The organism is Arthrobacter sp. cf158, assembly GCF_900106835.1.
Taxonomy (GTDB): domain Bacteria; phylum Actinomycetota; class Actinomycetes; order Actinomycetales; family Micrococcaceae; genus Arthrobacter.
The window spans coordinates 223,736-233,978 of record NZ_FNNR01000009.1 but is presented as its reverse complement, the minus strand read 5'-3'; the positions used below and the strand labels follow the sequence as shown (position 1 = coordinate 233,978).

Genomic DNA, 10,243 nt, shown 5'->3' with positions numbered 1-10,243 from the left:
TCGACTTGCATGTGTTAAGCACGCCGCCAGCGTTCATCCTGAGCCAGGATCAAACTCTCCGTTGAAGTAAAACAAATCAAACAGACACAACCACACCCACCGGAAATAACGGCGAACACGGCTGCACAAAATTCGAAACCAGCTGAAAACCAGACCACCACACACGGGGGTGCGCGACAATCCGGCCATAATTTCAACCAATCAAAAAACAATCGGTATCAACAAACTTGGCACACTATTGAGTTCTCAAACAACAGACACACCCGGCACCACCCACACCCACCAAAGGGTCCAAGATCGCTCCGGAGCAACTTTTCAAACTTACCCGATCAACCGGATCTTCGCAAATCAGCGTTTCCGCGATTTTTGATCCGATCTTCGGCCCCACCAGTGGATGGCACGCTCAAAAGCGAGCCATTTTCCAGGCTGTTATCAAGGGGGTCGGCCTCCGCGGTTCTCAGCTCCAGGCTGTCTCACTCGCGGCGACTCAGAAGACATTACACGTCCGCCGCCCCCGGCACAAATCCACCCCGCCGTCGACCGAAACCCCCGCAAACACAGGGCGAACGGCCCCACAGCCCGGTCGAATCACGTTCAAGCGAACGAAATCAACTCACGTGAAGCCCGTCACACCCTGATTGATGGCGGTAGCCGGCCGGGATCTGAGGGGGCGACAGCCCAAACGCGTACTGACGTCTACCGCCGTCGACGGCCGGTGAGAGAGCGTTGGCCACAAACCGCGAATAGGTGAGAGAGCGTCGGCCACAAACCGCGAATAGGTGAGAGAGCGTCGGCCACAAACCGCGAATAGGTGAGAGAGCGTCGATCAAAAGCGGTGATTAGCCGCATTGGATGACGACCACCCGCGACCACGCTTAAACGCAGAAAGAGCCGGCAACCATAACGGTTGCCGGCTCTTTCAGAGCTTCGTGATTACCAGGAAGACTTGGTGATGCCCGGGAGCTCACCACGGTGAGCCATGTCGCGGAAGCGAACACGGGAGATACCGAACTTCTGGAGCGTGCCGCGGGGACGGCCGTCGATCTGGTCGCGGTTACGCAGACGGATCGGGGAGGCGTTGCGGGGCAGCTTCTGCAGGCCGAGGCGTGCAGCTTCGCGTGCTTCGTCAGTCGCGTTGGGGTCAACCAGGGTCTTCTTCAGTTCGAGACGCTTGGCAGCGTAACGCTCAACAATGACCTTGCGCTGCTCGTTGCGAGCAATCTTGGACTTCTTTGCCATGTGTTTAGCGCTCCTCTCGGAATTCGACGTGCTGGCGGATCTTGGGGTCGTACTTCTTCAAGACCAGGCGGTCAGGATCGTTACGACGGTTCTTGCGGGTTACGTAGGTGTAACCCGTGCCCGCGGTGGACTTCAGCTTGATGATCGGACGTACGTCCTTGTCCTTTGCCATTAGAGCTTTACTCCTCGTGCCAGGATGTCGGCGACGACAGAGTCGATGCCGCGTACGTCGATGGTCTTGATGCCACGGGCTGACAGGGTCAGCGTGACATTACGGCGCAGGGACGGAACCCAGTAGCGCTTCTTCTGAATGTTCGGATCGAACCGGCGCTTGTTGCGACGGTGCGAGTGCGAAATGCTGTGTCCAAAGCCCGGCTCGGCTCCGGTCACTTGGCAGTGTGCTGCCATGACTCTCCTCCAAAGATTGAATGTAACGGCGTGCAGATGTTCCTGCGTTACCGTGCGACAGGCAGCGTCCGCAGCCGGATCCAGACCATTTCGGTAGTTTCCGCACCAAGTGCGGCGAAGAAGGCTGGCCTCAGGATGGTCAGTGAAACACTGGATCAGGTCCTGGGATACCGGGCGAATACAGGAATGCACGCAACTTGAGCCCCTAACTACCGGCCAACGGGACGTCAGTCAGACTGACCTTCACCACCAACCGGAGCAATTGCACACGATCCGCACTACCTAGCGCCTAACTATTCTACGGGCCAGGCCAAATTAAGACCAATCAGGCATCATACGCCCCCTAAAGCTCTTTCACAGCAGAACGAAAGGATGCTTGGCGAGTCTTAGGTCATGACCTCATTACTGACCCCTGATACCCCGGTGGAAACCACGCCGGCGCCGGTCCAGCGCAAGGTGCCGGACGCCGTCGAGCGCTTTCGTCCGCAGGCCCGACGGCGGCTGGCCCGGGGCGACATCCTGGGTTTTCTCGGGTGGTTGTCACCGATTGCCGCGGTTGCCTTGTGGCTGTCCGACGGCGGTGCGACGGGATTCTCTTCGTTCGCCGGAACAATGACGGCACTCGGAATTGTGGCTGGTCTGGTGGGCATGGACCTGGTGCTGCTGATGCTCCTGCTCGCGGCGAGGATTCCGTTCATCGACAACACGATCGGGCATGACAGGGCCCTGGAAATCCACAAGACGCTGGGCAAGCCGGCACTCTACTTACTCGTGGCCCACGGAATTTTCATCGCGATTGGATACGGCGCAGCGGAGGGGCTGGACCCCATCAGCGAGTCCGTCTCCCTGTGGGTCAACGTGCCTGACATGTGGCTCGCGTTCGTGTCGATGGCACTGTTCATCGCCGTTGTGGTCACGTCCCTGGTGGCTGTCCGCCGACGCTTTCCCTACGAGTTCTGGTACGGGATCCACCTGCTGACCTACGCGGCCGTGGCGGCGGCGATTCCACATCAGTTCAGCGTGGGCGGCCTGTTCGCCGAGGGCACCTGGCAGCGCTGGTATTGGCTGCTGCTGTGCGTAGGGACGGGCGCAGCGCTGCTGGTCTACCGCGTGTACCAGCCACTGGCCGCGAGTTTTCGGCACCAACTCAGGGTGAGCCGGGTGGTGCGGGTGGCGCCGGACGTGTTCAGCATTGAGATGACGGGCCAACACCTTGAACGACTGGCCGGATCCGGCGGGCGGTTCTTCTTCTGGAGGTTCCTCGCTGCAGGACATTGGTGGCAGGCCCACCCGTTCAGTTTGTCCGCGGAACCGGCCCCGGCCGTATCAGCTGGCCGTGAGTCGGCGGGCCCACAATCAGCTGGCCGTGAATCGGCAGTTCAGGCAACGGCAGGCCGCGGCAAACTGCGCATCACGGTCCGGAACCTCGGCGACGGTTCAGCTCGCCTTGCCAGGATCAAGCCGGGGACCAAAGTAGCCATCGAGGGGCCCTACGGAATGTTCAGCACGGCCGCACGATCCCGCAACAAGGTGGTGATGATCGGCGCCGGCATCGGCATTACTCCGCTGCGATCGCTCCTTGAATCCACTCCCTTCGAACCCGGCCAGGCCACCGTCCTTCTCCGTGGTCACGACGAGTCGGAGCTCTTCCTGGGGCAGGAAATCATGGCTTTGTGCCAGGCACGGGGCGTCACGCTCTTCCACCTGACCGGTCCACGATCCCGCGGCAATCACGCCTGGCTCCCGCAGTCGGCGGCGGAGGCCGGGTTCACGCTCACTTCCTACGCACCCGGCATTGCCGACGCCGATGTTTATGTGTGCGGCCCAACTCCCTGGGCTGCCTCCGTCATCCGGGATGTGCGGTCCGCGGGTGTCCCGGTAGAACAACTCCACTACGAAAGGTTTGACTGGTGAGGATCAGAGCAGCAATGGCAACGGCCCTGGCGTCCGCGGGCATCCTGCTGGCAGGCTGGCAGTCCGGGGCTCACATCGCCGAAACCGGCACGGCAACCACCACCAGCCTGAGCAGCAGCGCCACCAGCGGCGGATCAGCCACCAGCGGCAGCACCGGCTCCGGCGGCGCCGGCTCAGGCACCACAGGTTCCGACAGCACCGGCTCCAGCGGCACAGGTTCCAGCGGCAGCCCGGCGTCCGGAAGTACGACGTCGGCCACGTACGACGGCGCGTCCGTCCAGACCCGCTTCGGGACTGTCCAGGTGCAGGTGACAATCCAGGACGGCAAGATCACCGAGGTCACTCCCCTCCAGCTCACGGATGCCGAGCGGAAGTCGGCACAGATCAGCAGCCGCGCAGCTCCCGTTCTGCGGTCCGAGGTCCTCCAAGCCCAGTCAGCCAACGTCCAGACCATCGGTGGGGCGACGGTTACCAGCGACGCCTACCTCAGCTCACTCCAGGCAGCCCTCGATGCAGCCAATTTCTAGCGGTCAACAGCTCCGTGCGCGAACATTCCGCAGCATGGGCACCGTGGTGAGCCTGACGGTGGCGAGCAGCACCTACGCCCAAACAGCCGTGGATGAACTCGAGTCCGCCGTCGACGTTGTGGAGGGTGTCTTTGCGCATCTTGACCTGACATTCAGCCTGTACAGGAGCGGCTCCGAAGCGAGCAGGCTTGCCCGTGGTGAAATGACGCTCGCGTACGCCTCGGAAACCATGCAGGAACTTTACGCAGAGGCCTCGGAGTGGCGGTTGGCAACGGACGGCGCCTTCACGGCCGAACGCCCGGATGGCACCTTGGACCTCTCCGGAATCGTGAAAGCCCATGCAGCGCGCGAGGCGGCATTGTCGCTCAGCGCCCTCGGCCTGCGGAACTGGTGTTTGAACGCGGGTGGCGACGTACTGGTGAGCGGTTCGCCGGGAGCGGCCGCGCATGAACCATGGCTGGCCGGCATCGTGGACCCCTTGGATCGCCAAGCCCTACTGGGCGCGTTCCCTCTGCAGTCCATGAGTGCGCTGGCGACGTCGGGCTCCGCCGAGCGGGGAGAACACATCTGGGCCGTTGGCGGAACCAGGCCCGAGTTTGCCCAGGTTTCAGTGGCGGCCGGCGATATCGTCACCGCGGATGTCCTGGCCACAGCTATCGTCGCCGGCGGTACCCGGACGTTGGACCAAGCAGTGGAAAAGTGGAACGCGGACGTGCTGGCAGTACGGCGGGATGGAACGCTGCTTGCCACTCCGGGATTCCGGAATGCGGCCTAGAGCGGCCTGATCAGCTCTGCGTACTTCGGGCTGAGTCCGTCGCCGGAAGAAACCCCCCGCACACGCCGGGCTACCCATGGCGCGGCCGATTCCTTCAGCCAGCGAGCATTGGCCTTCAACGCTTCAACCCGGTTCAAGAGCCGAACGGGAGCAAGCTCGGGAACCTCGATGACATGCTCGTGCTCAAGAACATCGAGGACGCGCTTTGCCATGTTCACGTGGCCGGCGGTGGACATGTGCATCCGGTCCTCGTCCCACAGCCGCCAGTCGTCGTATTCAGCAAAGCGCCAGTAGTCCACCAACAACGCACCGTGGTTTTCCGCTATTTCCCGGACCAGTTCGTTGTAAATGGCGGTGCGTCCGCGCATGGCGCTGAAGACTTTGGAGCCCTTGGCGTCAAAGCCCGTGAAGAGGACCACCGTGGCGCCTGTCGCGCTCAATGTGGCAATGCCGGCGTCGTACTCCTGAAGAAGCGAGTCAATGTCGATCTTGGGCCGAAGGATGTCGTTCGCCCCCGCGTACAGCGTCACCAGGGTTGGATTCATGGCGACGGCGGCGTCCACCTGTTCCGCCATGATCTGGCGGAGCTTCCGGCCACGGATGGCCAGGTTGGCGTACCCGAAGTCCGCATTGCTGTGGGCGAGCTGCCCGGCCACGATGTCGGCCCAGCCCCGCACACCATTGGGGCGGGTGGGGTCGGCGTCGCCAACACCTTCAGTGAACGAGTCACCCAGCGCAACGTAACGGGCAGAAAAATCCATGCCGTCAGTCTGCCACTTCAACGTTCAAGGCCACAAAGCCCGGGCTTAGGAGTCGCGCAGGATCCAGTGGTTGTTGTCCAAACGGGCCACGATCTTCTCGCCGATGCGTGCGAGGTCAGCAACGTCGTCCGGGCTCAGCGAATCCAACATCAGCGCGCGCACGGATTCCACGTGTCCCGGGGCAAGGGAAACGATGGTGGACATGCCGGCATCGGTCAGGTGGGCTACCGTGACACGGGCGTCTCCGGGGTGCGCCTGCCGCTCCACCCAGCCGCGTTTCTGCAGCTTGGTAACCACGTGCGAGAGGCGCGACAAGGAGGCACTTGTGCGCGCAGCAAGCTCACTCATGGGAAGGTAGCGGCCCTCGGTTTCGGAGAGCATCGCAAGGACGTTGTAGTCGAACAGGGACAGTTTTCCGGCAGATTGGAGCTGGGTGTCCAAGGCCGAGGGGAGCAAGGTGTTAATGCTCAGGAGGGCCAGCCAGGCACGGCGTTCGTCGGCGTTCAGCCAGCGGGGTTGAGTCATGAAACCATCTTAGGAGAATTAGCTTCTTCCATAGCTTCCGCGGCGGGTCCAGGCGATAGGCTGGCGGCATGTTTGTCGTCTCATTGACCTACAAGGTTCCCGACGAAATCGTCGACTTCCACCGCCCGGGCCATATGGCCTGGCTCAAGGATGCTTTCGACGGCGGCGTCTTCCTTGCGTCCGGTCGCCGCGTCCCAGCCACGGGAGGTGTCCTGCTGTCCAAAGTGGACAGGGCCACGCTCGATGCCTCGTTGGCCGAGGACCCGTTCTACAGCAACGGTGTAGCCGAGTTCGAGATCATCGAATTCACGGCCACCAGCGTCGCCGAGGGTTACGAAAACCTGCTGGACAGCTGAGGACGCTGCGCTTTCGCAGTCCCCAGCCGCTCCGGCAGCACCACCGGCATGAGCTCCGGCCACCGCGCCCCCAGGCGGTCCCCACTTGAGATACCGCGGAGCCGCCGCGCAAACCACGGCCCGACGTCGCGCCTCAGCCAGGCGACGTCGTCGGCCATGTTTTCGGCGCGGGTCCGCGGACGGGGCGCTGCCAGGATTGGCGATTGGAGCGAGTGCGGCGCTTTGAGGACCTCAAGAACTTTCTTGGCCATGTAGCTGTGGCCCGGAGAGGCCATGTGCAGACGGTCCGGAGCCCACAACCGCGGGTCCTGGAACTTCTCGAAGCACCAATAGTCCACCAGCAAGGTTTCATACTTGGCCGCAATCCGCCGGATGGTCCGGTTGTAGATTGCCGTGCGCATCTTCAACGGCTCCAGCAAAGGGGACAGAGGGACGTTGTAGCCGGTGAACAACAGGACCGTGGCTCCGCTGGCTTTGAGGCGCCTGACCGCGTCTTCGTAGTCCCTCATGAGTTTGGCCATATTGAGCCGTGCCATCAAGAGATCGTTTCCGCCCGCGTAGAAGCTCAGCAGCGTGGGCTTCAGGGCCAGGGCGGGTTCGATTTGTTCGTCGATAATCCGGTGGAGTCGCCGGCCGCGAATGGCCAGGTTGGCGTAGCGCGTCCCGTCATCGTGACGGGCGAGCTCCTCAGCCACCCGGTCTGCCCAGCCACGGCAATTGTTCGGCAGCCTCAGATCGATGTCTCCCACGCCTTCAGTGAAGGAGTCGCCAAGCGCAACAAATCGGATGGACTCTTTCATCGCGCTGATTCCCTCACTGCGCTGCCTCCCGCTGTTCCATGAGCTTTTTCAAACCACCTTTGCGGGGCACCTTCACGGGCTTCGGCCAGCGGGGGCTCAGCGTGTCGCCGAGAGTCACGCCGCGCAGTTTGCGGCCGAACAGTGGCACCACCCAGTCATTGACCCATCGGCGCTGCCGGCGCTCCCACTCACGCACGGACATTCGCAGGGGCGGATCCCACTCCTTGGGCGAGATCTTGTGCGGCACGTTGAGATGGTCCAGGACCTGGGCGGCCAAATACTTGTGGCCCGCCTTGGACATGTGGAGCCGGTCCGGGGCCCACATCCGCGAGTCCTTGTAAGCCTCGAAGCACCAGTAGTCCACCAGAACGGCCTCGTATTTTGCAGCGATATCGCGGACTCGTTGGTTGTACAGGGTGTTGCGCTTCTTGAAGGGTTCCAGGACGGCGGACACCTTCACATCGAACCCGGTGAACAGCACCAAGGTGGCCCCGGTTTCGCTCAGTCGCGCAACGAGTAACTCGTAGTCGTTAAGGAGCGCATCCATGTCCGTCCCGAAGTCCAGGATGTCGTTGCCGCCGGCGTACAGCGTGATGAGCGTGGGCTCCATGGCCAGCGCTGGCTCCAGCTGTTCGTCGATGATGTGCCGGAGCCGCTTGCTGCGCACGGCCAGGTTGGCGTATTCCCACCCCGGTTGTGCCTTGGCCAGCTTCTCCGCCACCCTGTCTGCCCATCCACGCACCCCATTGGGCAGGACCTTGCTGGTGTCCCCCACGCCTTCGGTGAAGGAATCCCCGATGGCGACATACCGCCGTCGAACGTTGTTTCCGGTCCCGAAATCTCCCCGCACGCAACCGACGCTACCCGGCCCCGGTTAAGCCCGAACCAACCGCAGGTGAACCAACGCTCTCTCACCAAACGCCCCATTTGCGGGAACGCTCTCTCACCAACCGAGAGAGGGGTCACCCAAACACGACGAAAGGTGAGAGAGGGTTCACCCAAACACGACGAAAGGTGAGAGAGGGTCCGGAAGGGCGGCGCGCATCCGGCAGCAGGAGGCTTAGCCTTCCGCCTTGCCTCGCCGCCAGTAGCCCATGAACGCAACTTGCTTGCGGTCGATGCCAACGTCCCGAACCAAGTACCGCCGCATTTCCTTGATGACGAAAGCTTCACCGGCGATCCAGGCGTAGAACGGCAGGGCACCGGCCGGCAGCGTGGGGTTCTTGCTGGCTTCGATGGCTGCAGTGTCCATGCGCTGCGGGGTTTCCCAGAGGATTTCCTGGTCCACGTTGACGTCTTCCGGCTCGGGACCGGCTGCGGTCTCCGTGCCTTTGATGCCCACCCAGCCCGGCACGGGAACGGCCTTGGCGACGGCTTCCTTGAGGAGTTCGCCGTGGGGACGGGAGCGTCCGATCGCGGCACCGCGTGCAAGCCAGGTGATTTCGATATCGGCCGGGGTGACGATGTCCTGGAAGTCGCCGGCTTCGGGTACTTCGAGGAAGGCGTGGCCGGTCATGTCGGCGGGCATGCTTTCGAGGATGGCGCTGATGGCGGGGACTGCGGTTTCGTCGCCGGCCAGGAGCACGCGCTGGGCCAGGCCCGGGCGCCATTCGATGCCGCCGTAGGCTCCGGCAGTAGTGCACTGGGCTGCGCGGTTGTTGGGGCCGATGATGGTGAGGGCGTCTCCAGGTTTCGCGGCAAGAGCCCAGTTGGCTGCGGGTCCGCCGTGTCCGGCGTCGTCGAAGTGCATGACGAAGTCGATGTCGATCTCCGGGTACACCGCGTCGAGGCGCTCGGAGCGGACGGTGTACGTGCGCATGTCACCCCGGACGGACGGGTCCATGGCCAACCATTCCTGGTACCACCCGGATTCTTCCATCTTGAAAACAGGCAGCGGAATGACGTTGCCGGATGCGTCGCGGGACGGGATCATCAGCTTCACGCGGAGGTCCAGGGTGTCTCCGGCAACGCCAAAGTCACGCAGGGAGTAGCCACCAAACGTGATGCGCCGGAAGCTGGGGCTGAGCTCCTGCACGGCCGTCACGGTGACGTCGAAGGCGAGGGTCATGGGCTCCACGGCGGCGCTTGCTTTTGCCTGGGTCGGTTGTGCACTCATGAGGCGATCTCCAGTTCGTTGGTTGAAGCGGGCTGTGCGTGGTGGCGTCCGATGGGGACGATCAGAGGGGTGCCTGAGATGGGGTCTGGAACCACACGGGATTCCAGGCCGAAGACGTTGAAAACGAGTTCTTCCGTGACCACTCTGGGTGCTGGCCCTTCGGCCACGATGCACCCGCCTTTCATGGCAATGACGTGGTCCGCGTAGCGGGCTGCGAGGTTGAGGTCGTGAAGCACGATTGCCACTGTGGTCCCGCGGCTTCGGTTGAGGTCCGTGATCAGGTCCAGGACTTCCACCTGGTGTGCCAGGTCAAGGTAGGTGGTGGGTTCGTCGAGCAGCAGGACGTCGGTTTCCTGGGCTAGGGCCATGGCGATCCAGACACGCTGGCGCTGTCCGCCGGACAGTTCGTCAATGCTTCGCTCAGCGAGTTCCATCGTGGAGGTGGCGTCGAGCGCGCGCTGCACCGCGGCGTCGTCGGCGGCTGACCAGCTGCGGAAGAAGCCTTGGTGCGGGTAGCGGCCGCGGCCCACGAGGTCGCGCACCGTGATGCCGTCCGGGGCTGTGGGGTGCTGCGGGAGCAGGCCGAGAGTGCGCGCAAGTTCACGGGCGGGCCGGGTGTGGATGTCCTTGCCGTCGAGCGTCACGGAACCGCCGGCCGGCTTAAGCAGGCGGGACAGGCCGCGCAGGAGGGTGGACTTGCCGCAGGCGTTGGCACCCACGATCATGGTCACTTTGCCCTCAGGGATTTCAGTGGAGAGCCCCTCCACTACCTTGCGTTGCTCGTATTGGAGCGTCAGGTCCTTGGCATTAAGGATGGCCATG

At 62.9% G+C, this 10,243-nt stretch carries 13 protein-coding genes and 1 rRNA gene; 4 read left to right on the top strand and 10 right to left on the bottom strand.

The window, feature by feature from the left end; translation table 11 throughout:
* The 4 genes from BLW08_RS18475 to rpmB form a co-directional block, all read right to left on the bottom strand.
* Window positions 1-65, bottom strand: a 16S ribosomal RNA gene (locus BLW08_RS18475); the annotation flags it as partial.
* Between the two features lie 868 nt (window positions 66-933).
* The gene (gene rpsN, locus BLW08_RS18470; protein ID WP_011776360.1) at window positions 934-1,239 is read right to left on the bottom strand and encodes a 30S ribosomal protein S14; all 306 of its coding nucleotides are present in this window, start codon (window positions 1,237-1,239) and stop codon (window positions 934-936) included.
* A gap of 4 nt (window positions 1,240-1,243) precedes the next feature.
* Window positions 1,244-1,411, bottom strand: a complete 168-nt coding sequence (gene rpmG, locus BLW08_RS18465; RefSeq protein ID WP_003798558.1) for a 50S ribosomal protein L33 — start codon at window positions 1,409-1,411, stop codon at window positions 1,244-1,246.
* Entirely contained in the window at window positions 1,411-1,647 is a 237-nt protein-coding gene (gene rpmB, locus BLW08_RS18460) for a 50S ribosomal protein L28 (RefSeq protein ID WP_011776361.1), read from the bottom strand. Before rpmB ends, rpmG begins: the two co-directional genes overlap by 1 nt.
* A gap of 393 nt (window positions 1,648-2,040) precedes the next feature.
* Between rpmB and BLW08_RS18455 the strand changes: the two genes are divergently transcribed.
* Genes BLW08_RS18455 through BLW08_RS18445 form a run of 3 tightly spaced genes read left to right on the top strand, consistent with a single transcriptional unit; the run spans window position 2,041 to window position 4,863 of the window.
* Window positions 2,041-3,561 carry a ferredoxin reductase family protein gene (locus tag BLW08_RS18455; protein ID WP_091326961.1) on the top strand — a complete coding sequence of 507 codons (1,521 nt, stop codon included), beginning with the start codon at window positions 2,041-2,043 and terminating at the stop codon, window positions 3,559-3,561.
* Window positions 3,558-4,088, top strand: a complete 531-nt coding sequence (locus tag BLW08_RS18450) for an FMN-binding protein (protein WP_254779961.1) — start codon at window positions 3,558-3,560, stop codon at window positions 4,086-4,088. The genes BLW08_RS18455 and BLW08_RS18450 overlap by 4 nt, the downstream gene beginning before the upstream one ends.
* Window positions 4,089-4,122: 34 nt before the next feature.
* Entirely contained in the window at window positions 4,123-4,863 is a 741-nt protein-coding gene (locus BLW08_RS18445) for an FAD:protein FMN transferase (protein ID WP_175538756.1), read from the top strand.
* On the opposite strand, the gene BLW08_RS18440 is transcribed toward BLW08_RS18445, so the two are convergent.
* Both BLW08_RS18440 and BLW08_RS18435 read right to left on the bottom strand, forming a co-directional pair.
* Window positions 4,860-5,624 carry an SGNH/GDSL hydrolase family protein gene (locus tag BLW08_RS18440; protein WP_091327003.1) on the bottom strand — a complete coding sequence of 255 codons (765 nt, stop codon included), beginning with the start codon at window positions 5,622-5,624 and terminating at the stop codon, window positions 4,860-4,862. The two genes, BLW08_RS18445 and BLW08_RS18440, sit on opposite strands and share 4 nt — an antisense overlap.
* Window positions 5,625-5,669: 45 nt before the next feature.
* Window positions 5,670-6,149, bottom strand: a complete 480-nt coding sequence (locus BLW08_RS18435; protein WP_090824497.1) for a MarR family winged helix-turn-helix transcriptional regulator — start codon at window positions 6,147-6,149, stop codon at window positions 5,670-5,672.
* Window positions 6,150-6,217: 68 nt separating this feature from the next.
* Here BLW08_RS18435 and BLW08_RS18430 point away from each other — a divergent pair, with 68 nt between their 5' ends.
* Complete coding sequence (locus tag BLW08_RS18430) at window positions 6,218-6,505, top strand: YciI family protein (protein WP_091326958.1); 288 nt, start codon at window positions 6,218-6,220, stop codon at window positions 6,503-6,505.
* On the opposite strand, the gene BLW08_RS18425 is transcribed toward BLW08_RS18430, so the two are convergent.
* From BLW08_RS18425 to BLW08_RS18410, 4 genes are all read right to left on the bottom strand, one after another.
* On the bottom strand, window positions 6,481-7,305 hold the full coding sequence (locus BLW08_RS18425) for an SGNH/GDSL hydrolase family protein (RefSeq protein ID WP_091326955.1): 825 nt from the start codon (window positions 7,303-7,305) through the stop codon (window positions 6,481-6,483). The two genes, BLW08_RS18430 and BLW08_RS18425, sit on opposite strands and share 25 nt — an antisense overlap.
* 13 nt (window positions 7,306-7,318) lie before the next feature.
* Window positions 7,319-8,155, bottom strand: coding sequence for an SGNH/GDSL hydrolase family protein (locus BLW08_RS18420; protein ID WP_090824491.1), 837 nt, complete (start codon window positions 8,153-8,155; stop codon window positions 7,319-7,321).
* A gap of 210 nt (window positions 8,156-8,365) precedes the next feature.
* On the bottom strand, window positions 8,366-9,421 hold the full coding sequence (locus tag BLW08_RS18415) for a siderophore-interacting protein (RefSeq protein ID WP_062072804.1): 1,056 nt from the start codon (window positions 9,419-9,421) through the stop codon (window positions 8,366-8,368).
* Window positions 9,418-10,242, bottom strand: a complete 825-nt coding sequence (locus BLW08_RS18410) for an ABC transporter ATP-binding protein (RefSeq protein WP_090824488.1) — start codon at window positions 10,240-10,242, stop codon at window positions 9,418-9,420. Before BLW08_RS18410 ends, BLW08_RS18415 begins: the two co-directional genes overlap by 4 nt.
* Window position 10,243 lies beyond the last annotated feature (1 nt).

What these genes read in the sequence shown, in the direction of transcription:
- BLW08_RS18440 (WP_091327003.1), bottom strand. Translation starts at nt 5,624, where the DNA reads ATGGATTTTTCTGCCCGTTACGTTGCGCTGGGTGACTCGTTCACTGAA.
- rpsN (WP_011776360.1), bottom strand. Translation starts at nt 1,239, where the DNA reads ATGGCAAAGAAGTCCAAGATTGCTCGCAACGAGCAGCGCAAGGTCATT.
- rpmB (WP_011776361.1), bottom strand. Translation starts at nt 1,647, where the DNA reads ATGGCAGCACACTGCCAAGTGACCGGAGCCGAGCCGGGCTTTGGACAC.
- BLW08_RS18415 (WP_062072804.1), bottom strand. Translation starts at nt 9,421, where the DNA reads ATGAGTGCACAACCGACCCAGGCAAAAGCAAGCGCCGCCGTGGAGCCC.
- BLW08_RS18455 (WP_091326961.1), top strand. Translation starts at nt 2,041, where the DNA reads ATGACCTCATTACTGACCCCTGATACCCCGGTGGAAACCACGCCGGCG.
- BLW08_RS18425 (WP_091326955.1), bottom strand. Translation starts at nt 7,305, where the DNA reads ATGAAAGAGTCCATCCGATTTGTTGCGCTTGGCGACTCCTTCACTGAA.
- BLW08_RS18430 (WP_091326958.1), top strand. Translation starts at nt 6,218, where the DNA reads ATGTTTGTCGTCTCATTGACCTACAAGGTTCCCGACGAAATCGTCGAC.
- rpmG (WP_003798558.1), bottom strand. Translation starts at nt 1,411, where the DNA reads ATGGCAAAGGACAAGGACGTACGTCCGATCATCAAGCTGAAGTCCACC.
- BLW08_RS18435 (WP_090824497.1), bottom strand. Translation starts at nt 6,149, where the DNA reads ATGACTCAACCCCGCTGGCTGAACGCCGACGAACGCCGTGCCTGGCTG.
- BLW08_RS18410 (WP_090824488.1), bottom strand. Translation starts at nt 10,242, where the DNA reads ATGGCCATCCTTAATGCCAAGGACCTGACGCTCCAATACGAGCAACGC.
- BLW08_RS18445 (WP_175538756.1), top strand. Translation starts at nt 4,123, where the DNA reads ATGGGCACCGTGGTGAGCCTGACGGTGGCGAGCAGCACCTACGCCCAA.